This is a genomic window from Streptacidiphilus jeojiense, from assembly GCF_000719095.1.
In the GTDB taxonomy this organism is placed as follows: domain Bacteria; phylum Actinomycetota; class Actinomycetes; order Streptomycetales; family Streptomycetaceae; genus Streptacidiphilus; species Streptacidiphilus jeojiensis.
Window position 1 is genome coordinate 190400 of record NZ_JOEH01000003.1, and the last position, 23905, is coordinate 214304.

At 72.0% G+C, this 23905-nt stretch carries 21 protein-coding genes and 1 tRNA gene; 15 read left to right on the forward strand and 7 right to left on the reverse strand.

Annotated elements, in window-relative coordinates; genetic code table 11:
• Window positions 1-85 precede the first annotated feature (85 nt).
• Both IF29_RS0104490 and IF29_RS0104495 read right to left on the reverse strand, forming a co-directional pair.
• Window positions 86-1348, reverse strand: coding sequence for a glycosyl hydrolase family 8 (locus IF29_RS0104490; protein ID WP_030249832.1), 1263 nt, complete (start codon window positions 1346-1348; stop codon window positions 86-88).
• 140 nt (window positions 1349-1488) lie between these two features.
• Window positions 1489-1986 (reverse strand): MarR family winged helix-turn-helix transcriptional regulator, encoded by a 498-nt coding sequence (locus tag IF29_RS0104495; protein WP_030249835.1) that lies wholly within the window; start codon window positions 1984-1986, stop codon window positions 1489-1491.
• 110 nt (window positions 1987-2096) lie between these two features.
• On the opposite strand from IF29_RS0104495, the gene IF29_RS0104500 reads away from it, so the two are divergent.
• Both IF29_RS0104500 and IF29_RS0104505 read left to right on the forward strand, forming a co-directional pair.
• On the forward strand, window positions 2097-2885 hold the full coding sequence (locus IF29_RS0104500) for a trans-aconitate 2-methyltransferase (protein WP_030249838.1): 789 nt from the start codon (window positions 2097-2099) through the stop codon (window positions 2883-2885).
• Between the two features lie 13 nt (window positions 2886-2898).
• Window positions 2899-3294, forward strand: coding sequence for a VOC family protein (locus IF29_RS0104505; RefSeq protein ID WP_030249840.1), 396 nt, complete (start codon window positions 2899-2901; stop codon window positions 3292-3294).
• Here IF29_RS0104505 and IF29_RS0104510 read toward each other — a convergent pair.
• Complete coding sequence (locus IF29_RS0104510; protein ID WP_232242018.1) at window positions 3291-4025, reverse strand: TetR/AcrR family transcriptional regulator; 735 nt, start codon at window positions 4023-4025, stop codon at window positions 3291-3293. The genes IF29_RS0104505 and IF29_RS0104510 overlap by 4 nt on opposite strands.
• A gap of 7 nt (window positions 4026-4032) precedes the next feature.
• Window positions 4033-4992: an acyl-CoA desaturase gene (locus IF29_RS0104515; RefSeq protein WP_030249845.1), complete on the reverse strand. Its 960-nt coding sequence runs from the start codon at window positions 4990-4992 to the stop codon at window positions 4033-4035.
• Between the two features lie 387 nt (window positions 4993-5379).
• Here IF29_RS0104515 and IF29_RS0104520 point away from each other — a divergent pair, with 387 nt between their 5' ends.
• The 7 genes from IF29_RS0104520 (at window position 5380) to IF29_RS0104550 (ending at window position 11828) form a co-directional block, all read left to right on the forward strand.
• Window positions 5380-6237, forward strand: a complete 858-nt coding sequence (locus IF29_RS0104520) for a hypothetical protein (protein WP_030249848.1) — start codon at window positions 5380-5382, stop codon at window positions 6235-6237.
• A 21-nt stretch (window positions 6238-6258) separates the two neighbouring features.
• Window positions 6259-6331, forward strand: a tRNA-Gln gene (locus IF29_RS0104525).
• A gap of 170 nt (window positions 6332-6501) precedes the next feature.
• A complete protein-coding gene (gene glmU, locus IF29_RS0104530) occupies window positions 6502-7962 on the forward strand; it encodes a bifunctional UDP-N-acetylglucosamine diphosphorylase/glucosamine-1-phosphate N-acetyltransferase GlmU (RefSeq protein WP_030249851.1) in 1461 nt (486 codons plus the stop codon).
• Window positions 7963-8174: 212 nt separating this feature from the next.
• Window positions 8175-9152 (forward strand): ribose-phosphate diphosphokinase, encoded by a 978-nt coding sequence (locus tag IF29_RS0104535; RefSeq protein WP_030249853.1) that lies wholly within the window; start codon window positions 8175-8177, stop codon window positions 9150-9152.
• A gap of 226 nt (window positions 9153-9378) precedes the next feature.
• Complete coding sequence (locus IF29_RS0104540; RefSeq protein ID WP_030249856.1) at window positions 9379-9969, forward strand: 50S ribosomal protein L25/general stress protein Ctc; 591 nt, start codon at window positions 9379-9381, stop codon at window positions 9967-9969.
• Between the two features lie 98 nt (window positions 9970-10067).
• On the forward strand, window positions 10068-10646 hold the full coding sequence (pth, locus tag IF29_RS0104545) for an aminoacyl-tRNA hydrolase (RefSeq protein WP_030249859.1): 579 nt from the start codon (window positions 10068-10070) through the stop codon (window positions 10644-10646).
• 459 nt (window positions 10647-11105) lie between these two features.
• Window positions 11106-11828 carry an LAETG motif-containing sortase-dependent surface protein gene (locus IF29_RS0104550; protein WP_030249861.1) on the forward strand — a complete coding sequence of 241 codons (723 nt, stop codon included), beginning with the start codon at window positions 11106-11108 and terminating at the stop codon, window positions 11826-11828.
• A gap of 85 nt (window positions 11829-11913) precedes the next feature.
• On the opposite strand, the gene ppc is transcribed toward IF29_RS0104550, so the two are convergent.
• Complete coding sequence (gene ppc / locus IF29_RS0104555; protein ID WP_051724900.1) at window positions 11914-14613, reverse strand: phosphoenolpyruvate carboxylase; 2700 nt, start codon at window positions 14611-14613, stop codon at window positions 11914-11916.
• 258 nt (window positions 14614-14871) lie between these two features.
• Here ppc and IF29_RS0104560 point away from each other — a divergent pair, with 258 nt between their 5' ends.
• The 3 genes from IF29_RS0104560 to IF29_RS0104570 all read left to right on the forward strand — a co-directional run bounded on the left by IF29_RS0104560 (window position 14872) and on the right by IF29_RS0104570 (window position 17695).
• Complete coding sequence (locus IF29_RS0104560) at window positions 14872-16233, forward strand: sensor histidine kinase (RefSeq protein ID WP_232242026.1); 1362 nt, start codon at window positions 14872-14874, stop codon at window positions 16231-16233.
• A 143-nt stretch (window positions 16234-16376) separates the two neighbouring features.
• Window positions 16377-17333, forward strand: coding sequence for a hypothetical protein (locus tag IF29_RS0104565; RefSeq protein ID WP_030249870.1), 957 nt, complete (start codon window positions 16377-16379; stop codon window positions 17331-17333).
• Window positions 17327-17695: a GntR family transcriptional regulator gene (locus IF29_RS0104570; protein WP_030249872.1), complete on the forward strand. Its 369-nt coding sequence runs from the start codon at window positions 17327-17329 to the stop codon at window positions 17693-17695. The genes IF29_RS0104565 and IF29_RS0104570 overlap by 7 nt, the downstream gene beginning before the upstream one ends.
• 136 nt (window positions 17696-17831) lie before the next feature.
• Here the strand turns inward: IF29_RS0104570 and IF29_RS0104575 are convergent, their stop codons facing one another.
• Together IF29_RS0104575 and IF29_RS0104580 are read right to left on the reverse strand one after the other, a co-directional pair.
• Complete coding sequence (locus tag IF29_RS0104575; RefSeq protein ID WP_037594380.1) at window positions 17832-18359, reverse strand: SUKH-3 domain-containing protein; 528 nt, start codon at window positions 18357-18359, stop codon at window positions 17832-17834.
• Window positions 18360-18364: 5 nt separating this feature from the next.
• Entirely contained in the window at window positions 18365-18835 is a 471-nt protein-coding gene (locus IF29_RS0104580; protein ID WP_269664944.1) for a YwqJ-related putative deaminase, read from the reverse strand.
• 367 nt (window positions 18836-19202) lie between these two features.
• On the opposite strand from IF29_RS0104580, the gene IF29_RS0104585 reads away from it, so the two are divergent.
• The 3 genes from IF29_RS0104585 to IF29_RS0104595 all read left to right on the forward strand — a co-directional run bounded on the left by IF29_RS0104585 (window position 19203) and on the right by IF29_RS0104595 (window position 23844).
• A complete protein-coding gene (locus IF29_RS0104585) occupies window positions 19203-20225 on the forward strand; it encodes an HNH endonuclease (RefSeq protein WP_030249881.1) in 1023 nt (340 codons plus the stop codon).
• Window positions 20226-20233: 8 nt separating this feature from the next.
• The gene (locus IF29_RS0104590) at window positions 20234-22663 is read left to right on the forward strand and encodes an SUKH-4 family immunity protein (protein ID WP_030249883.1); all 2430 of its coding nucleotides are present in this window, start codon (window positions 20234-20236) and stop codon (window positions 22661-22663) included.
• Between the two features lie 122 nt (window positions 22664-22785).
• Window positions 22786-23844 (forward strand): coiled-coil domain-containing protein, encoded by a 1059-nt coding sequence (locus IF29_RS0104595; protein ID WP_030249886.1) that lies wholly within the window; start codon window positions 22786-22788, stop codon window positions 23842-23844.
• Window positions 23845-23905 lie beyond the last annotated feature (61 nt).

The following is a 23905-nucleotide window of genomic DNA, read 5'->3' on the forward strand; positions in this document are numbered from 1 at the left end:
CTCGACCCAGGAGTCGAGGGGGCGGCGGGGTACGGGCGGTCAGGCGGTCGGATGCGGGACGGTGGGGCGCCGACCTGAGTCGGTGTCAGCTCGCTGGGCTCCAGTAGTCGCCGGCCATCACGATGTAGACCAGCATCTTGATGGTCTCGCCGTAGTAGGCGTCACCGAACGGGTTGGACGCCAACTGCTTCCAGATGGCGTCGGTCCAGGCCTGGTCGCCGGAGGCCATCGCCGCCGGGCCGACCGAGTCGCCGGCCTCCTCGGCCTGGGTGTCGCCGGAGACGTTGCCGTTGGCGCAGTTCAGCTTCACGTGCGGCTGGACCTTGGCCGGGTTCCCGCCGGACAGCGACTTCAGGCAGGCCGACTCCAGCTTGGCCACCCTGTAGGCGGTGGCCGCCGTGGTCGAACCGTTCACCAGGGCGGCGGTGCCCAGGTGCCAGGGCACCCGGATGGAGTTGTAGCCGACGATGTTGTCGGGCTGGTCCTCCTGGTAGTCGGCGGGGGCCGGCTTGGGGCTGGTCCCGTTGGCGCCGACCACGAAGTCCGACAGCAGGCCCGAGCTCGCCGAGTACGAGGCGGTGAACTCGTTGATGACCGCCTCGGTGCGGGTGACCACCTTGCTCCAGTCGTGCGCGGTGTCGTACTTGGCGAACGCCCGCAGGTGGTCCAGCATCATGTCGGACGGCCGGGTGTCGGTGCTCGGGCCGTCGTCCTCGCACTTCAGGTGGCCGTCCGAGGCCACGTCGTGGGCGTAGACGCTGGCCAGCCAGGCCTTGGCGTCGGCGGTGTAGCCGCCCCACTGCTGGTCGGCCAGGATCAGGCCGTAGCCCACGTCGAGGTCGCCGTCGGTGGCCGAGTCCGGGGTGCCGCTGTCGGTGTACTTGCAGCTCTTGCCGTCGAGCTGCCACTCCATCAGGCCGTCGGCGTCCTTGTGGTCCTTGACCAGCTGCCACAGCCCGTTGAACTCGGTCTGCGCGCTGCTGTCGTAACCGGCCATCAGCGGCACGATGTTCATGCCGTAGCCCTGCGCCTCGGAGACCGTGCCGTTGTTGGGGGCGTCGTCGTCGCCCTTGGTGGAGACGTAGTACTCGTTCGAGGCACAGCCCTTGACCAGGTAGGTCTTCTTCCAGGAGTCGTACTGCTTCTCCACCGCGGCGTCCCGGCTGGACTGCGACGCCGAGGGCAGCACGCCGACCTTGTAGGTGACGTGGGTGGGGAAGGGCTTCGCCGGAGTGGTGGCGGCCGAGGCGCTGGCTCCGCCGGTGACGGCGAGACCCAGGCAGATACAGCCGGCCGCCGCGACCGTGGCGACCATCTTCCGTGCGGGAGAGCGCAACTGACGAACCATCTGGTGGTTCTCCTTCGTGGGGGAAGGGTGCCTGTTTATAAGTTAGGAAAGTTTCCTAACTCGATTTCGGCAAGGATGGCCCGCTTGCCGGTGCGCAGTCAAGGGTGTGGCGGGACTTCCGCCCAGGTTCTGCCCGGCTACTACTCAGGAAGGTTGTCGAACGGGGCCACCAGCTGCCGCAGCAGTCCGGCGAGCTCCCCGCGCTGAGCTGTGGAGAGCTCCGCCAGCAGGGCGCGTTCGTGCGCCAGCAGCCCGGCCAGCGCCTGGTCCGCGAGATCGCGGCCGGCCCCGGTCAGCCGCACCAGCACCCCGCGCCGGTCGCCCGGATCGGGCAGCCGCTGGACCAGTCCCTTGACCGCGAGCCGGTCGATACGGTTGGTCATCGTCCCCGAGGTGACCAGAGTCTGCGTCAGCAGCTGTCCGGGGGAGAGCTGGTACGGGGAGCCGGCCCGGCGCAGCGCGGTCAGGACGTCGAACTCCCACGGCTCCAGGTTGTGCTCGGCGAAGGCGGTGCGCCTGGCCCGGTCGAGGTGGCGGGCGAGCCTGCTGATCCGACTGAGCACCTCGAGCGGTTCCACGTCGAGGTCCGGGCGCTCTCGGCGCCACGCAGCGACCAGCCGGTCGACCTCGTCCTCCATGGTTGATCAGTGTAGTGGGCGGTGTGTCGACATGAAGTCTCTTGACATCAAGAAAAGGTATCGGTCAGACTCGAAGTATCTTGACGTCAAGATATATGGAGGCTTCGCCCATGACCGGCACCGCGACCAGCACCACCTGGGACCCCGCCCAGTACCTCCGCCACGCCGACCACCGCAGCCGGCCCTTCCACGACCTCGTCGACCGCGTCCCCGGCACCCCGGCCCGCATCGTCGACCTCGGCTGCGGGCCCGGCAACACCACCGCCACCCTCACCGACCGCTGGCCCGACGCCGCCCTCACCGGCATCGACCACTCGCCGCAGATGATCGAACAGGCCCGCGCCGACCACCCCGGTCTCGCCTTCCGCATCGGCGACATCACCACCTGGGACCCGGCCGAGGACGGCAACCCCGACCTGATCCTCTCCAACGCCGCCCTCCAATGGGTCCCCGGCCACGCCGACCTGCTGCCCCGTTGGACCGAAGCGCTCCCGGCCGGCGGCACCCTCGCCTTCCAGATCCCCGGCAACTTCGACGCCCCCACCCACACCCTGCTCGCCGAACTCCGCGGCAGCGCCCGCTGGAACGGCCGCCTGGCCGGCACCGAACGCCCCGCCGTCCTGGAACCCGCCGACTACCTGGCCCGGCTCAGCGCCCTGGACTGCACCGTCGACGCCTGGGAGACCACCTACTACCAGACCCTGACCGGCGCCCACCCGGTCCTCGACTGGATGCTCGGCACCGGGCTGCGCCCCGCCCTCGCCGCCCTCACCGACCCCGCCGAACGCGCGGACTTCCTCGCCGAGTACGGCGCCCTCCTCGACCGTGCCTACCCGGCCACCCGCCACGGCACCGTGCTCCCGTACCGGCGCATCTTCGTCATCGCCACCAGGAAGTGAGGGCCGCGGCCTCATGATCGTCTCCATCGACCACGTCCAGCTGGCAGCGCCACCCGGCAGCGAGGACGCGCTGCGCGGCTACTACACGGGGATCCTCGGCCTGGAGGAGATCCCCAAACCGCCGGTACTGGCGCGACGCGGCGGCTGCTGGTTCCAGACCCCCGGCGGCGGCGTCCAACTGCACCTCGGGGTGGAGACCCCCTTCGTACCCGCCAGGAAGGCCCACCCGGCCCTGCGCATCCAGGGCATCCACGCCTACGCGGAGCGCATCGCCGCCCTCGGCGCCCCCGTCAGCTGGGACGACGACCTCCCCGGCCACCACCGCTTCTACTCCAGCGACCCGGTCGGCAACCGCATCGAGTTCCTCGAACCCATGGCCGTCGGCCCGGCCGACGGCCGACGCCGCTAGCTCTTCCGGCGGCCCACCAGTTGGGGGCGGCGTTCCATGCCCTCCAGGCCGTGCCAGGCCAGGTTCACCAGGTGGGCGACGACCTCGGCCTTCTTCGGCTTCCGCACGTCCAGCCACCACTGACCCGTCAGCGCGACCATCCCCACCAGCATCTGCGCGTACATCGGCGCCAGCTTCGCGTCATAGCCCCGCGACTTGAACTCATGGCCCAGGATGTCCTCGACCTGCGTCGCGATGTCGTTGATCAACGACGCGAACGTCCCCGTCGACTGCGCCACCGGCGAATCCCGCACCAGGATCCGGAAGCCGTCCGTCGACGTCTCGATGTAGTCCAGCAGGGCGAACGCCGCCTCCTCGCACAGCTCCCGCGGATGGCCGCCCGTCAACGAACCGGTCACCATGTCCAGCAGCAACTGCATCTCGCGGTCCACCACGACCGCGTACAGCCCCTCCTTGCCGCCGAAGTGCTCGTACACCACCGGCTTGGACACCCCGGCCTTCGCCGCGATCTCCTCCACCGACGTCGCCTCGTAGCCGCGCTCCGCGAACAGCGCACGGCCCACGTCCAGCAGCTGCTCCCGCCGTTGCTTCCCGCTCATCCGGACCCGGGTGGCCCGCGCCGCCGGAGCCTTCCTGGTCCGTGCGCCCCCCGCCCCCCGGCCGGCCCGCGCGGGCGCGGGTGGATCTCCTGGATCCCCCGCGCCGTCCGACCCACTGCTGCTCTCGTTCACAGGACCATCATGCCGCGCGCCGGGCCTCGATCCGCTCCGGGCTGGGCCAGCGGACATCCCGAGCCCACCCGGCCAGTTCGAACCAGCGGATCAGCCGCGCCGAGGAGTCGATCTGCCCGCGCAGCACCCCGTGCCGCGCCGAGGTCGGATCGGCGTGGTGCAGGTTGTGCCAGGACTCGCCGCAGGACAGCACCGCCAGCCAGGCCACGTTCCCGGAACGGTCCCGCGACTTGAACGGGTGCTTGCCCACCGCGTGGCAGATCGAGTTGATCGACCAGGTCACATGGTGCAGCAGCGCCACCCGGACCAGCGAGCCCCAGAAGAACGCCGTCAGCGCGCCTTCCCAGGACCACGACCACAACCCGCCGACCAGCGGCGGAAGCAGGATCGAGGTGAGCGTGAAGAAGGCGAACTGGCGCGAGATCCAGGAGATGTCCCGGTCCCGGACCAGGTCCGGTGCGTAGGTCTGCTGCGGGGTCTGCTCCTCGTCGAACAGCCACCCCATGTGCGCCCACCACAGGCCCTTCAGCAGCGCCGGGACGGACTCGCCGTAGCGCCAGGGGGAGTGCGGGTCGCCGTCCTTGTCGGAGAACTTGTGGTGCTTGCGGTGGTCCGCCACCCAGCGCACGATCGGGCCCTCGATGGCCAGGCTGCCGGCCACGGCCATCCCGATCTTCAGCGCGCGGTTGGCCTTGAACGAGCCGTGGGTGAAGAAGCGGTGGAAGCCGACGGTGATCCCGTGGCAGGCGGTGAAGTACATCACCACCATGATCACGACATCGTGCCAGCCCAGGCCCCATCCCCAGGCCACCGGGATCGCGGCCAGCACGGCGAGGAACGGCACCGCGATGAACGAGGCCAGCGCGAAGCGCTCCGCCGCCCCCTGCTTCTCCCCGCCCCGGGTGGCCGAGATCATGGCCGGCGGCCGTGGCTGCTTGTCTCCTTCGAACCCCTCGGACTGCGGCATAGCGGATGTCGCAGCAACGGCGACGGTCTCCTCGGCGGGTTGGATCGTCATAGCGGCTACCTCATGCTGGTTCAGGGATGCGGCGCGGAGACGGGCGAGGGCCGACGGATCGTCCGCCCGCCCGGTCGACCGTCCCTACGGGTCCGTAACTTACGGCATCGTAGGTTGATTGCCCCAGGACACGCACTTCCAACCACACCGGGCGTGGCGGGCACCCGCGTGGCGGGTACGTCGTGGGGGAGGCGGGGCATCGCCGCAGCTGCCGCCCTGGCCACCGACAAGTCGACATTCGCAAACCGAGTTCCCGATCATGGCGCGAATCGCTCGAACGTGTGCTCCGAACGAGTTTTCCCGCGGGCACCTGACGCCGGCGGCGAGGCTCTGCCCATGGACGACGAACAGGACCTGCGCGAGCAGGTGGTCGCACTGCGGCGTGCCGGAATGAGCCGCCGTCAGATCAGGGACGAGCTCAGGATCTGGAACAACGACAAACTGAACCGCCTGCTCAAGGGCGAGCCCCCGCCCGAATGGACGAAACGCCCCAACGCCAAGGACGACCTGCGCGCGCAGGCTCGGGAACTTCGGCGCGCGGGTAGGACCTACGACGAGATTCAGGACGCGCTGGGGGTCTCCAAGAGCTCGGTCTCGCTCTGGGTGCGTGATCTGCCGAGGCCGGCGCGCAGGCAGGGCGGTGAGCAGCGCCGTCAGTACATGCAGGACATCTGTTGGGCACCTCGGAGGGAGCTGCGGGAGAACGAGCGAAAGATCACCAAGGCCGCCGCTGCGCGAGAGATCGGGGAGATGACGGATCGCGAGATCTTCATCGCCGGGATCGGCCTCTACTGGGCGGAGGGGAACAAGGACAAGAGCTACGCTCGCCGCGAGCGCGTCAACTTCGTCAACAGCGACCCGAACATGATCCGGGTTTTCCTTGCCTGGCTCGACCTGGTCGGTGTCGATCGCTCCAGGCTCAGGTTCGCGGTGCAGATCCATGAGTCCGCCGACGTCGAAGCCGCCGAGGGCTACTGGCGTGAGTTGGTCGGGGCTGCGAGTACGTCGTTCTGCAAGACGACGCTCAAGAGGCACAATCCGAAGACCAACCGCAGAAACATCGAGGACGGCTATCGAGGCTGCTTGGCGATCCGCGTGCTCGAAGGCGCGGAGCTTTATCGTCGCATCGAGGGCTGGTGGTACGGCATAGTAGGAGCCACGCAGGAGCACAACAGCGCAGCTGGAAGCAGCTGATGTCCGTTTTATTCCTGAAATTCCGCTGTGGTGTAACCTGGCAGCACACGGGGTTTTGGTCCCCTTGGTCCAGGTTCAAATCCTGGCAGCGGAGCGTTGCAACTTCTGGCGGGGTCAGGTCCGGTTCGGGACCTGGCCCCGCTTCCCGTATCCCGGCCACTTCGCCGTGGCCGGTATCCTCGGTCCAGTCCGGGATCGCCTGTGCGGAGCCTTCTGGTGTCCCCGGCGGACCCTTTGTACCTCCCGATCGAGGAGCCTCCTGCTGTGAGCTTCAACCCGCCGGTCGCTGTTGTCGTTCTCGCTGCTGGCGAGGGCACCCGGATGAAGTCGGCGGTGTTGCCGAAGGTGCTGCATCCGATGTGCGGGCGCACGCTCGTGGGGCATGCGCTGGCTGCCGCCCGGGAGCTGACGCCGGAGCAGGTGATCGTCGTCATCGGGCACATGAAGGACAAGGTCGCCGCTCACCTCGCCGAGGTCGACCCCGGGGCCCGGACCGTGGTGCAGGAGCAGCAGAACGGGACCGGTCACGCCGTGCGGGTGGCGCTGGAGGCGCTGGCCGCCGACGGGATCACGCTGGACGGGACGGTCGTGGTGAGCACCGGGGACACCCCGCTCCTCACCGGGGACACCCTGCGCCGGCTGGTCGAGGCGCATGCGACCGACGGCAACGCCGTCACCGTGCTGACGGCGGAGGTGCCGGATGCGACCGGCTACGGCCGGATCGTGCGCGGGCCCAGCCACGAGGTGCGGGCGATCGTGGAGCACAAGGACGCCTCCGAGGCGCAGCTCGCCATCGCGGAGATCAACTCCGCCGTCTACGCCTTCGACGGCAAGCTGCTGGCCGAGGGTCTGGGCCAGGTGCGGACGGACAACAGCCAGGGTGAGGAGTACCTGACCGACGTACTCGGCATCCTGCGGGAGGCGGGGCACCGGGTGGGTGCGCTGGTGGCCGGGGACTACCGGGACATCCTGGGGATCAACGACCGGGTGCAGCTCGCGGAGGCCCGGCGGATCATGAACGACCGGCTGCTGGAGCGGGCGATGCGGGCCGGGGTGACCGTGGTGGATCCGGCGTCGACCTGGCTGGACGTGCAGGTGTCGTACGAGCAGGACGCGGTGATCCTGCCCAACACCCAGCTGCAGGGGGCCACCTCGATCGGGGCGGGCGCCGAGGTGGGGCCGAACTGCACGTTGAAGGACACCAGCGTGGGTGCCGGGGCTGTTGTGAGCAATGCCACAGCCCAGCGCTCGGTGGTCGGGGCGGGCGCGAACGTGGGCCCGTACGCCTATCTGCGACCCGGGACGGTACTGGGTGCCAAGGGCAAGATCGGGACCTATGTGGAGACCAAGAACGCGGTCATCGGGGAGGGGACGAAGGTCCCGCACCTCAGCTATGTGGGCGACGCCACAATCGGCGACGGGACCAACATCGGCGCGGCCTCGGTCTTCGTGAACTACGACGGCGTGATCAAGCACCACACCACCATCGGCAGCCACTGCCGGACCGGCGCGGACAACATGTTCGTCGCTCCGGTGACGGTCGGGGACGGTGCTTACACGGCGGCAGGTTCCGTTATCTACAAGGACGTTCCGGCCGGCGCCCTCGGTGTCACCCGTCCGCAGCAGCGCAATGTTGAGGGATGGGTGGAGCGGAAGCGTCCGGACACGGCGGCGGCTCGCGCGGCGGAGGCCGCGCGCTCCGAGGATGCTCCGAGCGCCCCCTGACATGCCCCCTGGTGGGCCCCGAACTGCCCCGGAAGGCGTCTCGCGGGTCGACCCGGAGGCGACGGGAGCTGCCGCGTCCGCGTAACCTGGGGGACATCCAAGCGCCGCGAGCCTGTGTTTGTCGTCGGTGCTCCAGCCAACCCCCCAGCAGCTGCGCCGCGCTCTGCGGCGAGCTGAGGCGCGCGTCAGCTACGCAATGAGGAGACGGTGCAGTGACCGGGATCAAAACGTCCGGTGAGAAGAACTTGATGCTCTTCTCCGGCCGCGCACACCCCGAGTTGGCCCGGGAGGTGGCAGAGCAGCTGGGCGTGGACCTTGTCCCCACCAAGGCGCTGGACTTTGCCAACGGTGAGATCTACGTCCGCTACGAGGAGTCGGTGCGCGGCGCGGACGCGTTCGTGCTGCAGAGCCACACGGCGCCGATCAACCAGTGGATCATGGAGCAGCTCATCATGATCGACGCCCTGAAGCGGGCGTCGGTCAAGAGCATCACCGTGATCATGCCCTTCTACGGCTACGCCCGGCAGGACAAGAAGCACCTGGGCCGCGAGCCCATCTCGGCCCGTCTGGTCGCGGACCTGCTGAAGCAGGCCGGCGCGCACCGGCTGATGTCGGTGGATCTGCACACCGCGCAGATCCAGGGCTTCTTCGACGGCCCGGTGGACCACCTGTTCGCGCTGCCGCTGCTGGCGGACTACGTGGGCGGCAAGGTCGACCGCGAGCGGCTGACCATCGTGTCGCCGGACGCCGGCCGGGTGCGGGTGGCGGACCAGTGGTCGGACCGCCTGGGTGCGCCGCTGGCGATCATCCACAAGCGCCGTGACCCGAACGTCGCCAACAAGGTGATGTCGGCCGAGGTCGTCGGTGACGTCAAGGACCGGGTGTGCGTGCTGGTCGACGACATGATCGACACCGGTGGCACGATCTGTGCCGCCGCCGACGCGCTGTTCGAGCAGGGCGCCGCGGACGTGATCGTGGCGGCGACGCACGGTGTGCTGTCGGGTCCGGCCGCGGACCGGCTGAAGAACTCGCGGGCCAGCGAGTTCGTGTTCACCAACACCCTGCCGACGCCGGGCGAGCTGCAGATGGACAAGGTGACCACGCTCTCGATCGCCCCGCTGATCGCCCGGGCGATCCGTGAGGTCTTCGACGACGGCTCGGTGACCAGCCTGTTCGACGGCGCGCACTGAAACACGGCTCAACTGATCGTTTTGGGACCCTCGCCGGGTATCGGCTAGACTGCTGGAATTGCTCGGCGAGGGAGTTCCCACTCCGTTATCGACGCGCTGCTCCACTTACTGGTGTGGCTGTGCTGCCGCCGGGTGACTCATCCCTGATTCTTCGGGTGAGGTTCTGCCGGCGGCTTTTTGCTGAGCTCACCCGGATGGCACCCGCCCCCGTGCAAGGAGTGCCGTCATGGCCGAGATCCGTCTGGAAGCCCAGCCCCGCAACGAGTTCGGCAAGGGTGCGGCGCGCCGCGCCCGTCGTGAGGGCCTGGTCCCCGGGGTCGTCTACGGCCACGGCACCGAGCCGGTCCACATCAACCTGCCGGGCCACGACCTGATGCTGGCGCTGAAGACCCCGAACGCCCTGATCTCCATCCCGGTGGACGGCAAGGACGAGTTCGTGCTGCCGAAGGCCGTGCAGCGCGACCCGATCAAGCGCAACCTCAAGCACGTCGACCTGATCCTGGTGAAGCGCGGCGAGAAGGTCACCGTCGAGATCCAGATCAACACCGAGGGCGAGCTGGCCCCCGGCGGCAACCTGCTGGAGCACGTCCTCAACACCCTCCCGCTGGAGGCCGAGGCCACCCACCTGCCCGAGTCGGTCACCATCTCCATCGAGGGCTTGACCGCCGGCGACTCCGTCCTGGCCAAGGACATCACCCTGCCCAAGGGTTCGACCCTGGCCGTCGAGCCGGAGACCGTCGTGCTGCACGTCGTCTCCGCGCAGGCCGAGGCCCCGGCCGAGGACGCCGCCGAGGACGAGGCCGCCGCCGAGGCCTGATCGGCCCGGCTGTACCGCTGTCCTGCTGTTCCGTCGTACCCCGCCGCTGCCCCGGTCCCCGCTGACCGGGGCAGCGGCATACCCGAAGGAGTCTCACGGTGAGCGAGGAGTACACGGGTCCGTGGCTCGTGGTGGGCCTCGGCAATCCCGGTCCCGAGTACGCGGGCAACCGCCACAACATCGGGGCGATGGTGGTGGACCTGCTGGCCTCGCGGATCGGGGCGAAGTTCAAGGCGCACAAGAGCCGCAACCAGGTGGTCGAGGGCCGGCTCGGGGGCCGGCGGGTGGTGCTGGCCAAGCCGAACTCGTACATGAACGTGTCCGGCGGCCCGGTGACGGCGCTGCGCGACTTCTACAAGGCGCCGCTGGACCGGATCGTGGTGGTCCACGACGAGTTGGACATCGACTACGCGACGCTGCGGCTGAAGCTGGGCGGCGGCGACAACGGCCACAACGGACTGAAGTCGCTGACGAAGTCGATGGGTCCGGACTACTACCGGGTGCGGGCCGGCATCGGCCGTCCGCCGGGCCGGATGGAGGTCGCGGACTTCGTCCTCAAGGACTTCTCCTCGACCGAACGCAAAGAGTTGGCCTGGTTCGTCGACCGCACCGCCGACGCGGTGGAGGCCCTGCTCTCCGAGGGCCTGGAGCGGGCCCAGGGAACGTACAACTCCTAAGCAGGCCCTAAGCGGTCCCTAAGCGACCCTGGGGATTTCCTGAGCCGATCGTGCCCTGACGGCCCTGCCCGCACACGGGGTGGGGCCGTCGGCGTGCCCGGGGTACGGCCGCACGCTGGTGTTTTCCTGTCGGGGAGGGCCGCAGGGGGCCATGTCTATCGAATCGTTATGCGGCACATGTTTGGGTGCTTTGTGGCTCTCGTGCCGTTTTGGTCCGTCAAAACCCCTGGTGGGCAGGCGCATTGCCGGGTTTGGAGTGAATTGACAAGGCTCCGTGGTGAAAAGACGATGTGTGGTGCTCATGGGGGTGGCGTGCATGACATCGCCGTTCTTCCCGGTTCGACGCCCGTCTCACGGGTGGCGCTGGTGAGCCCATGGCTGCATCCGCCTGGTTTTGTCCAGTTAGGGGAAGACGTGTCCATATCCCGCCGTACTGCCTTTGCAGTGCGTTCTCTCGGCGTGGCCTCCGCCGCAGGCGCTCTCGCGCTCGGCGTTGCAGGTAGCGCCTTCGCTTGCGCGGCCGCCGACTTCACCGGTACCGCCGCGTGCCAGCAGTCCTCCGGCAACGCCCTGCTCACCATCAAGGACAGCGACGGAAGCCGTACTCACGCGACGGTTGAGATCGACTACAACGGCCAGAAGGTCGGCAGCGTCGAGTTCCACGCGACCCGCCAGGACAAGGCCAACACGCAGACCGTCGTGGTCCCCTGGGAGACCTCCGGCAGCTGGACCTTGACGGCTCAGGCCGACAACTACAACTTCGGAAACAACAAGCCGAAGAGCATCCCCGTGCCGGGCGGTGACTGCGGGCAGCCCAGCACCCCGCCGAGCCAGTCCGCGAGCCCCTCGGAGTCGGCGCCGGCTTCGGAGTCGGCCTCGGCCTCCGCTTCCGCCTCTGAGTCCGCGCCCGCGTCGGCCTCGGCCTCCGCTTCGGAGTCCTCCTCCGCCCCGGTCGTGGTGCCCAGCGCCTCGGCTTCGGCTTCCAGCAGTGTCGAGGCGACCACCTCGCCGTCCGCGTCCACCGCGGTCGAGGCGACGGCCTCGCCCACCGGCACCGTGCTGGCCAGCACCGGTGGCGGCAGTGATGCCGGTCTGTTCGCCGGGATCGGCGCCGTCCTGGTCGCCGCCGGTGGCGCCACGGTGTTCTTCCTGCGCCGTCGGGCCGCGGGCAGCCACGCCTGATCCAGCAGTAGCTGACACGACGGAAAGGCCCGCACTCCCCGGCCGGGGAATGCGGGCCTTTCCGTTCAGTGCGTCTGACGCCGGATCAGCCGGTGTTGCGCAGCCCGGCCGCGATGCCGTTGACGGTCAGCAGCAGGGCGCGGGAGCGCAGCGGGTCCTCCGGGAGCCCCTGGGCGGCGTCCTCGCGCTGACGGCGCAGCAGGGCCACCTGGAGGTAGGAGATCGGGTCCAGGTAGGCGTCGCGGATGGCGAAGGTCTGCTTCAGCACCGGGGTGTGCTCCAGCAGTTCGTTCTCGCCGGTGATCCGCAGCACCTCCTTGAGGGTGAGCGCGTGCTCGGCCTCGATGAGGTCGAAGATGTGCTTGAGGTTGCCGGGGACGAGCTGGTCGACGTAGTGGCGGGCGATCCGCAGGTCGGTCTTGGCCAGCGTCATGGCGACGTTGGACAGGAAGTTGCGGAAGAAGTGCCACTCGTTCTGCATCTCGTCGAGGATGTCGCCGAGTCCGGCGTCGCGGGCGGCGGCGAGTCCGGCGCCGACGCCGTACCAGCCGGGGACGATCTGCCGGGACTGGGTCCAGCCGAAGACCCAGGGGATGGCGCGCAGCCCGTCCAGTCCTGCTCCGCTGTCGGGGCGGCGGCTGGGGCGGGAGCCGAGGTGCAGTGAGGCGAGCTGGTCGACCGGGGTGGCGGCGAAGAAGTAGGCCGGCAGGTCCGGGTCCTCGACCAGGCGGCGGTAGGCGGTGTGGGCGCCGTCGGAGACGGTGTCCATGGTGGCGTCCCAGCGGGCCAGGGCCTCGGGGGACTGCCGCGGTGCGGTGTGCAGGGCGCTGGCCTCCAGCGTGGCGGAGACCGTGAGCTCCAGGTTCTCCCTGGCCAGGGCGGGGATGAGGTACTTGTCGGAGATCACCTCGCCCTGCTCGGTGACCTTGATCTCGCCTTCCAGGGTCCCGTAGGGCTGGGCCAGGATGGCCTCGTGGGAGGGGCCGCCGCCGCGGCCGACGGTGCCGCCGCGGCCGTGGAAGAGCCGCAGCCGGATGCCGTAGCGGTGGGCGACGTCGCGCAGCCGGCGCTGGGCGCGGTGGATCTCCCACTGGCTGGTGGTGATGCCGCCGAACTTGGAGGAGTCGGAGTAGCCGAGCATGACCTCCTGGATGTCGCCGCGCAGCGAGACCAGCCGGCGGTAGGAGGGGTCGCGCAGCATCTCGTCGAGGATGGTGTCGGCGGCCTTGAGCTCGTCGGTGGTCTCCAGCAGCGGGACGATGCCGACCCTGGCGACGCCGGCGTGCAGGTCGATCAGGCCGGCCTCGCGGGCCAGCACGGCGGCGGCGAAGACGTCGTCGGCGCCCTGGCACATGGAGATGATGTAGCTCTCCACGATCTCGTCGCCGAAGCGGTCGAAGCTGTCGCGGACGGTCTCGAAGACGCCGAGGGTCTTGGCTCCGGCGGCGTCCAGCGGGGCCGGGGTGGGGGCCAGCGGGCGGCGGGACTTGAGCTCCTTGGCGAGCAGCCGCTGCCGGTACTCGCGCGGCATGTCGGTGTAGCGCCAGGCCTCCTCGCCGAGCCGGTCGAAGAGCTGGCCGAGGGCGTGGTGGTGGGCGTCGGCGTGCTCGCGGACGTCCATGGTGGCCAGCTGCAGGCCGAAAGCGGAGATGGTGCGGATGGAGCGGGAGAGCCGTCCGTCGGCGATGAGCTGGCCGCGGTGCTCGCGCAGCGAGTCCTGGATCACCTGGAGGTCGGCGAGCAGCGGCGCGGTGCCGAGGTAGTCGCGGCCCTCGACGTGCGGGGTGCCGTTGGCGAGCCGCTCGCGGGTGTTGATCAGCTTCTGCCGGATCGCGGTGGCCTTGAGCCGGTAGGGCTCCTCGGCGTTCATCCGCTTGTAGCGGGGGCTGATCTCGGGCAGCGCCTCCAGGTCGGTGGCGAGCGAGGTGAGCAGCTCCTCGCTGGCGCCGGAGAGCCGGACCGAGGAGGACAGCTGGTCGCGCAGCTCGTTGACGACGTCCAGGGCGTCCTTGATGCCGTACTCGTGCTGCAGCAGCAGGACGTCCAGGGTGACCGCGGGGGTGACGTTGGGGTTGCCGTCGCGGTCACCGCCGATCCAGGTGCCGAAGCTGAGCGGCCGGACGCCGTCGGGGATCGCGATGCCGACCCGGGCCAGTTCCTCGTTGAGCTCCTCCAGCACGTCGGGGACGGCGCGCTTGTAGAGCTCGTCGAGGTAGTAGACGGCGTTGCGGGCCTCGTCGGAGGGCTCGGGGCGGGCGATGCGCAGCTCGTCGGTCTGCCAGAGCAGGTCGATGACCTCGGCGAGGCGGCGGTCGGCCTGGCGGCGGCCGCTGGGGCGGGTCGGGGTGTCGGTCTGCTCCAGCAGTTCGGCGATCCGGCGCAGCTTGGTGAGGACGCTGCGGCGGGCGGCCTCGGTGGGGTGCGCGGTGAACACCGGGCGCACGGCGAGGTGCGACAGCGCGTCGCTGACCTGCTGCGGGTCGGCGTCGGCGAGCTTGTCGGCGGTGCGGGAGAGCAGCGAGCCCTCCTGGGCGCGGTGGACGCCGAGTTCGCGGCCGCGGTGCACCTGCTCGGTGACGTTGGCGAGGTGGAAGTAGGTGGAGAAGGCCCGGACCAGCTTGGCGGCGGTCTCCAGGTCGGTCTCCTCCAGCAGCGCGGCCGCGGCCGCGCCGTCGCTGCGGGTGAGTGCGCGTACCTGCTCGACCAGGTCGAGGAGTTCCTGGCTCTCCTGCCTGACCAGGGTCGCGCCGAGGAGTTCGCCGAGTCGGCGGATGTCGGCGCGCAGGGCGCTGTTGTCGGCCTCGGCCGACGGCGCTCCCGGTGCTGCTGCCGCTGCTGCCGTTGCGGCGGCCTGGATTGCGTCGCTCACGCTGGTGCTCCCTGGTGCGGGTGGGTGGTACCGGTGGGTGGTGACCGGTGGTGGCGGGCTCCCGGACGGCGCTGTCCGACGCGACCAGCATAGGTGCGGGGTCGCCTCCGGCAGAGGTGGCGGCCGTATGCCGGACACAGCGGCGCGGGGGCCGCATAGGCTGGGCCCATGAGCATGGCGACGCCCGATGTGGGCGTGACGGGGATGCGGACCGGGTGGTGGACGAAGTTCTGGGCGCGGCGCCGCAGCATGTGGTTCGACCTGGGGGTCATGGCGCTGGCCTCGGCCGAGTGCGCTGCCAGTGCGGCGAGTTTCGCGACGAAACAGGGGGTGGGACTGCCCGGCTCGGCGCTGCTGGGCGTGTTCGGGGCGCTGGCGGCGGGCACGCTGCTGTTCCGGCGGCGCTGGCCGCTGCTGCCGGTGCTGGCGGCGTTGGCGACGATTCCGCTGTCGGCCGGGTACCTGCTGCTGATGGTGGGTCTGTACACGCTGGGCGCGTACAACACCGAGGGGGTGGCCAGGAAGTTCTCCGAGCGGCGGGCGATGTCGCTGCTGTGCGCGGTGGCGATCGTGGAGACCACGGTGGTGTCGGCGCTGACCATCGGCACGCAGCAGGCGGACGCGATCCGGCGCGGGGTGCCCAGCTACGCGCTGGTGATCATCTCGGTGCTGGTGTCGGTGGGGATCACCGTGGCGCCGACCATGCTGGGCCTGTACATCGGGGCCAGGCGGCGGCTGTGGGAGACCCTGCACGAGCGCGCGGAGGGTCTGGAGACTGAGCTGGCGCTGCTGGCCGAGCAGGCCACCGAGCGGGCCCGCCGGGCGCGGATGGAGGAGCGCACCCGGATCGCCAGGGAGATGCACGACGTGGTGGCGCACCGGGTGAGCCTGCTGGTGGTGCACGCCGGCGCGCTGGAGCGGGTGGTGCACAAGGACGCGGCCAAGGCGGCGGAGAGCGCCAAGCTGATGGGCGACATCGGCCGGCAGGCCCTGGACGAGCTGCGGCAGATCCTGGGGGTGCTGCGGACCGTGGAGACCGACGCGGTCAGCGGCGACGTCGCGGCCGCGGTGCTGGCGGTGCCCTCGTCGGACGGTCCTGGTCTGGCGGACGTGCCGCGGCTGGTGGACGAGTCCAGGGCGGCCGGGCTGCGGGTGCGGCTGACGGTGGGCGGGGCGCGGCGCGGGCTGAGCGAGGAGACCGAGCGGACGGCCTACCGGGTGGTGCAGGAGGCGCTGACCAATGTGCTGAAGCACGCCCCGGGGGCGGACGCCGAGGTAGTGCTCGCCTATGTGCCGGGCGGGGTGGCGCTGGCGGTGTCCAACAGCTGCCCGGACGGTGGCGGAGAGGGCGGAGAGGGCGGCGAGGGCGGCGGTGCCGAACGCACCCGGCGGTCGCTGCCCAGCGGTGGGAACGGCCTGGTCGGCATGCGCGAGCGGGTCACCGCGCTGGGCGGCACGTTCGCGGCGGAGCCGACGGGTGAGGGCGGTTTCCGGGTGGAGTGCCGGCTGACGGCGATGGGGGCGGCGGCGCGGTAGCGCGGCGTTGTGGGGCGGACGGGTGTGGGGGCGGACGGGGTGCGGGGGCCGGCGGGGCGCGGTGGGGATGGGGAGTGGAGTGCGGTGGGGAATGGGGCGGGTGCGATGATGCGCGCCTGTGCCGGTACTGCGTGGGGGTGGGTGTGAACGGGGCCGTGCTGCTGGGTGGGCTGGGACTGGCCGGGGTGGCGCTGCTGCTCCTGGGCGCGGCCGGGCTGGCCTGGCGCCGCGACGGCGAGGAGCTGCGGCTGCGGCGGGCGGTCCGGTGGGCGAAGGAGGCCGATCTGGCACTGCCGAGGGAGCTGGTGAACCCGCTGGCGGCCAGGTTGCAGCGGCGGACCCTGGTCGCGCTGATGCTGTCGGTGCTGATCGCGGTGCCGGTGGCCGCGCTGGAGGGCGGATATCTCGCCTCCGGGCTCCCGGACTCGGCCGCCGACCTGGCCTCGCCGCTGCGCGGACCCACGATCGCCCTGGTGCTGATGGCCCCCCTGCTGGTGGCCAATGCTGCGACGGGCCTGTGGGAGCTGGAACGGGCACGCCGCGCGGACGCCCTGCGGGGCAACCGGCCGGTGCACATCGGGCTGCGGCACGCGGTACCCACCTGGGCGGTGTGGGCGGTGCGGGTGCTGGCCCTCGCCCCGCCGGTGCTGGCCGGCGGGCTGCTGTGGTGGTTCCAGCGGCAGGGGCTCGCACAGGTCTTCAGCGTCTCCATGTTCGCGGCGCTGCTGGCGATGGCGATGGTGGCCCTGTACGGCGTCGAGAGCCGGCAGCTGGCCGTTCTGAACGGCCGCCAGGCGCCGGGCTCCCCGCAGGCGCTGGCCTTCGACGACGCCTTCCGGGTGCGGACCGTGCTCGACCTGGCGCCGTTGCTGCCGCTGGGCGTCTACCTGGCGGCCTCGCTACGACTCCGGTCCGTCCTGTCCGTGGTGGCGGCGCGGAACCCGGGGGCGGCGGCGCTGGCCGGGGACGTGTGGACGGTGCTGGGCATGACGGTGTTCTTCTTCGTGATCGTGCTCGGGCAGCCGAGCGTGCGTCGGTACTACCGTGGTCGCAGTGCACCACCGCTGCTGCCGCCCACCTCGGAGACCACACCGTGCTGATCACCCTCGACCCCGACTCCGCCGTCCCGCCGTTCGAGCAGGTGCGGGCGCAGATCGCCGAGCTGGCGCGGAGCGGGGAGGCGCCGGTGGGGACCAAGCTGCCGACGGTGCGGGGGCTGGCGGAGCAGTTGGGCCTGGCGGCCAACACCGTGGCCAAGGCCTACCGGGAGCTGGAGACCGCGGGGGTGGTGCAGACCCGGGGGCGGCACGGCACGGTGATCGCCGCGGCGGGGGACGCTTCGCTCGCGGCGGCGGCGCTGGCCGCTGAGCAGTACGCGGAGCGGGTTCGTGGGTTGGGCATCCCGGTTGAGCAGGCTCGTGCTGTGGTGGTGGCGGCGTTGGACGCGGCCTACGGGGGGTAGCTGCCGGTTTTCGGGTGCGGCAGGTGCATGGTTGCTGTTCGCGCAGTTCCCCGCGCCCCTGACATGTGCAACTGGCCCGCTTGCAATCACCTGGGGGCGCGGGGAACTGCGCGACAAGCCAGCTACGGTCCGCAGGTCACAGCGCGTCCGCGACGAAGCGCAGGCGCTCGGGGGTGCGGCCGGTGATGAGCAGGCTGAGGGCCTGGTCGACGGTCTGGCCCAGGAACCACTCGCCGCTGTGGTCCAGGCTGTGCACCCGGCCCAGGGCGTCGATCACCAGCAGGGCCTGCCCGTCCCGCTCCTCGCCCAGCGGGGCCAGCGGCAGCTCCAGGCAGCGGCCCAGGTCGGCCAGGGTGCGCGGCTGGTGCAGCCCCAGCAGCGGGTCGATGGTGAAGGCGGTGCGGGCCTGCTGGACGCCGGCGCCCTCCAGGGTCACCTCGATGCCGCCGAACTCGGCCCAGGCCTCGATCGCGGCGGGGAACACCGAGTGCCGGTGGCCCTCGTCGGAGAAGTGCCCGGAGAGGGTGTCGGCCCACTGCTCGGCGCGCGGCAGCTGCCTGCGCCCCGGATGCCAGCCGGCCTTGGCCAGCACCGAGGCGACCTCGGCCGGGAAGCGCGCGGCGGGGGCGGGGGCGGCTGCCGGAGGGACCCAGTCGTCGGTCATCGCGGTCACGCCCCCTTCGGCGCGAGGGCCACGGTCTGCACCCCGAAGTGGGCCAGCAGCGGCACGCAGGAGCGGCACGGCGGCTGGTGGGTGCCGTGCGCGGGGTCGCCCTCCTCGCGTATCCGCACCGAGGTCATCCGGGCGCCGCGCAGCGCCTTGCGCGCCTCGCCGTCGCTGAGCGGCTTGCGCGCGGCCCGCTTGGAGCGGTTGTCCTCGGCGGTGGTGAAGAACTGCGACAGCAGGACGGCCTCCGGGCAGCGTCCGGTGAACCGCTCGCGCTCCGACACCGGCAGTCCGGCCAGGAACCCGGAGACCAGCGGGTGCAGCTGCGGCGGCTGGTCGGCCTTGTCGCCGGCGCAGGTGTAGGTGTCGCCGCGCACCGACAGTGCGGAGGCGACGATCGGCATCAGGCTCTCCCGACGGTTCCTCAGAAGCGGTGCGGTGGCCGCCGGGCGGCGGTCCTCGGTTGTGTCCACGTACGGTCGTTCCTTCCCTGACTCCAGTTCCCCGGCGAGCGGTCCCGGCGTCCCACGGACTCACTGGCGGTGAGGGTGGAACGGGCGGTGGCTCCGCGGGGCAGCTGAGCGCGTGCGCACGGCGGAGCAGGGTACTTGCCGCGCGGCAGCCCCCGTTGGCGGGAGACGACCCGCCGCTGCTGCAGGACCCCAGCCTGCCAAATGCCGGTGACATTGAGGAAGTCGGGGTCCCGGCGGGGCCGCCGGGACGGCGCCGGAGCAGTGCGGATGCGGTGCGCAGAAGCCTGTGCGGACTCTGGAGATCCGTTCGAGGGGTGCACCCCCTAGGCTGGGGGTCGGCATTCAGTTCCAGCAGGGGGCAAACTCGATGACGACAGGTCGGCCCAACGCCGCCTATGCCGGGCAGGTCGTGCACTTCCCTGATCCGCTGCGAGCCCGCAAGTACCCCGACGGGGTCAGGGTCGACGGGCAGGGGCACCCGGACTTCGGCCCGTACGTCCGTGCCGCGGCCGAGGTCGCCGACCCGCCGGAGGGATTCGGTGTGGACGAACTGCGCCTCACCGACTACGTCTCGGCCAACGCGGCGCTGTACGCGCAGGGCCACGACCTGTGGGCGGACGTCGACACCCCGGTGTCCACGCCTCCGGGCTGGACCTGGCACCACGCGGTGGCCGGGGCGCGTCCGGGCCACCGCCGGATGGAACTGGTCCCGGTCGAGGTCAAGGCGCTGCTGCGGCACCACGCGGGCCTGGCGCTGTCCACCGCCGACCACCGCAAGCGCGGCACCAGGCCGCTGCAGGAGCGCCGGCCGGTCCACTTCGAGCTGGGGGAGGGCCCGCTGGGCGCGGCCCCGGAGGAGTCCGGCGCGGAGTCGCCGGCTGCCGGCGCGAGCGAGCAGCGGGTGCAGGCCGCCGAGGAGGGCCTCGGCTACGGGCTGCCCGGACCGTACCGGACCTTCCTGAAGGCGGCCGGCGGACGCGGCCCCAAGGGCGTGGCGCTGGACACCGAGCTCGGCGTCCTGGTCGACCAGCCGTTCCTGACGCTGCGTGAGGAACGCACGTTGGACGACGTGGTGTACGTCAACAAGTGCCTGCGCGACCATCTGACCAAGGACTACCTGGGTGTGGGCTACGTCCAGGGCGGACTGGTGGCGCTGAAGGTGCGCGGCGGCGACATCGGCACCGTCTGGTTCCTGCCCTACGACGACGCCCGGGACGACGGCACGGCGCAACTGACGCCGCAGCAGCGCTGCGCGCAGCTGCTGCTGCCCTGCGGCGAGGACTTCGACGCGTTCCTGCTGCGGCTCGCCGGCAACCCGCCCGAGCTGCAGACGGTGGCCGAGCTGATGGTGGACGGCGGCTTCGCCCGCGCGGTCCCGGTGGAGGGGTGAGCAGCCGCGTGGTGACCTATGCGGAGGCGCAGCAGCGCGCCGAGGAGTGGATCAACGAGGGCGTACCCGCCTACCAGCGCCGCGAGGTGCGGGTGCGCGAGTTCGACCTGGGCTTCGTCGCCTGGGCGGTGGACCGCGCCGAGGGTCCGTCCTCGGACGGCGGCGCGGTGCGGATGGTGATCGCCAGGGACAGCGGGATGACCACGCTGTGGCCGGCGCTGCCCATCAACGACGTGGTGCGCCGCTACGAGGAGGCCTACGGGCGTCCGGTCGGGGCGACCCCGGCCGGTACCCAGTCGCCGCCGGAGCGAGGTCTGGCCGAGGCGACGTCGTTCCTGCTCAGCCCGCCGCAGTGGCTGGAGGAGGCCGGGGCGGCGGCGATGGCGGCGGAGAACGCCCGGGCCGCCGCCGATGCCGAGGAGCCCTCGCTGCTGGTCGCACCGCCGATCTCGTCCAACCCGCCGGGCGAGGTGCCGACGATGCTGGCACCGCCGCCGGAGTGGTCCTCCGGCTCCGGCGCGGGGGCGCCTCCGCTCCGGCCCGCGCCGTCCGCCCCTGCGCCTGCCCCGGCGCCTGCGCCGTCCCCGGCCGCCCCGCCCGCGCCGCCCGCGCCGCAGCCGGGCGCCGGCGGGCAGCAGAGCGGGTCGCTGGACTACGCGCCGACGATGCTGGCCCGGCCCGGCGCTCCCGCCGGTCCCGGGCCGGTGCCGGCGCAGAGCGGCCCCTACGGCGGTGGGCAGGGCGGTCCGCCGCCGCCTCCGCCGGGCGGGTTCGCCCCCGGTCCCGCCGGTCCGCCCCCGCCGCCGTCGGGTCCGCCCGCGGGCGGACCGGGGATGCCTCCGCCGCCGCCCCCGCCGGGGCTGGTCGGTCCCGGTGGCGGTCCCGGCACGCCCGCACCGCCGTCGGGTCCGCCCGCCGCTGGCCCCGGGATGCCTCCGCCGCCCCCGCCCGGTGTGATCGGCGGGGGCCCCGCGGGTCCGCCGCCGCCTCCGCCCGGCCCGCAGGGCGGTCCGCAGAGCGGGTCGCTGGACTACGCCCCCACCATGCTGGCGCGACCGGGTTCCGGACCCGTGGTGCCGCCGCCGTCGGGTCCGCCCGCGGGCGGTCCGGGGATGCCGCCGCCGCCCCCGCCGGGGCTGGTCGGTCCCGGTGGCGGTCCCGGCACGCCCGCGCCGCCGTCGGGCCCGCCCGCCGGCGTTCCCGGCATGCCTCCGCCCCCGCCCCCGGCGGGGCTGTACGGCGGCACTCCGCCCGGTGGCGTGCCGGCGCCGCCGGCCGGCGCCGGGGACAGCTACGTCCCGACCCAGCTCGCCCCGTCGCTGAACCTCCCGCCCCGGGGCCCGGGCGCCCCGGGCGGGCCCGCCGTGCCCCCGCCGCCGCCCGCACCCCAGCCGCAGGCCCCGCACCCGCAGCAGGTCCCGCCGCAGGCCGCCGCGCCCGGCGTGCCCACGGTCGGCCCCGGCTACATGGCCGTGCTCCGCTACCGCGGCCCGGACGGCTCGGAGCAGCAGATCATCCAGCGCTCCACGCTGGGCCTGCCGCACCCGGAGTGGCAGATCCTGCAGGAGGTCCGGCGGTTGAACGTGCCGCCGGAGCAGGTGCTGGAGCTGCACACCGAGCTGGAGAGCTGCGACCTGCCCGGCGGCTACTGCCAGCGGATGGTCAAGGAGGCCTGGCCCAACGTCAGGGTGAGCAGCATCGCCCCGTACGGCCGGGACCACGCGGCCCGGCAGCGCGGCGTCCAGCACCTGTTCGAGCACCACGGCGAGCTGCACACCCATGCCGCCGGACCGGCCCCGCAGCGCCCGTTCCGGGTGCCGCTGCCGGCCCCCGGCTCGGTGCAGCCCGCGCCGCCGGTGCCGCCGCAGGCGCTGGCGGACGAGCTGCAGCAGGCGTTCGGCCCGCAGAACGTGTTCCGCTACGAACCGCAGGCGGTGTCCAGGCAGGGCATTCCCGAGGCCGTCTCGGCTTCGCTGACCTGGGCCGGGCTGCCGGTCGAGTTCGGTCCCTTCTTCTGGGCGCAGGCCCAGCCGGGCCGTCCGATGCCGACGCTGGCCGAGCTGGCCGCCGAACGCGGGATCGCGGCCCAGCCGGACGCGGGGACCTACCTGGTGCTGGGCAACGACTACGGCCGCCAGCTGTGCGTGCAGTACGGGACGGCGGCGATCGTGGCCGTCGACCTGGGCACGGCCACGCAGCCGGCCGGGGTCGAGGCCCAGCAGCCGCGCTTCGTCAACAGCGGCCTGCCCGAGTTCCTGCGCTGCATGGCGCTGCTGGGCCGGATGTGGCGGTTCCGGTACGGGCTGACCCCGGAGCAGGCGGGCCACTGGACCACCGACTTCCAGGCCCAGCTGGCGGCGCTGGACCCGGCGGCACTGGGTTCGCCGGAGACCTGGTGGGCGGTGCTGCTCGAACAGCTGTGGGACGGACTGCTCTGACACGAAGGCGGCGTCGCCGGGTGTCGGTGTCTCCGTCCGGGTAGGGGACGTGTGCAAAATGGATCGAAATCTGATCATTTTGCTTGCATGGCATTCCACTATCCGGATGAGAGGACCAGCCGATGAGCGACGCCGTCTCTCCGCAGCACGGTTTCACCATGACCAGGCGCGGCTACGACCCGGACCAGGTCGAACGGGCGCTGGCCGAGCTCACCGAGGGCCGTGACCAGGCCTGGGAGCGGCTGTCCGGCCTCGGCAACCGGATGCGCGCGCTGGAGCAGCAGCTGATCGACGCCGCCAAGGCCGCCGAGGAGGCCGAGCCGCCGTCCTTCGCGCACCTCAGCGAACGGGCCGGGCGGCTGCTGGTGATCGCCGAGGAGGAGGCCTCGGCGATCCGGGCCGAGGCGGAGGACTGGATCGACGCCCTCGACGCCGGGGCCCGCGCCGACGGCCAGCAGCTCCGGGCCGAGGCCGACGACCAGGCGGTACGGCTGCGCGCCGCCGCCGACGAGGGCCACCGGCGCGAGCTGGAGCGGGCCCGCTCCCGGGCCGAGGCCGAGCGGGCCGACGCCGACCGTGAGGCCCGCACCCTGCGCGAGGAGGCGGCCGGCTACGCGGGCGGCGTGCGGGACCGGGCCCAGGAGATCGCCGAGACCACCCGCGCCCGGCTGGCGGCGCTGCAGCACCGGGCGGACCAGGAGCTGGCTGCGGCGGAGGCCGCCGCGGTGGCGCAGGAGGAGCAGCTGACCTCCGGCGCCGAGCGCAAGCAGGGCGAGGCCGAGCGGCACCGCAAGGCCATGCAGGCCCTGGCCGAGGAGATCGAGGCGGAGGCCGCCACCAGGGTCGAGCGCATCGTCGAGGCCGCCCAGCGCGAGGCCGAGCGGATCGCCGCCGCGGCCCAGCGCGACCAGGCGGCCTTCGCCGAGCGCCGCGACGAGCTGCAGGCCCATCTCGACCACATCCGCACCACCCTGACCGCCCTCACCGGGGCGGTGGACGCCCCGGCCGACCCCGACGGCAGCGAGGGCGCGACCGCCGAGGTTCCGCTCCCGGCAGCGGTCGAGGCAGCGGACGGGGCAGCGGTCGAGGCGGAGGCCGAGACGGCGGTGCTGGAGGCGGTCCAGGTCGAGACGGCGGAGCTGCCGACCGAGGAACTCAGGGCCGCGGCGGACGAGAGCTGAGCGTGCTCCGGCCGGTGTCCGCCCGGGGGCGTACCCTGGGTACCCCCGGTGCGCAACGCGT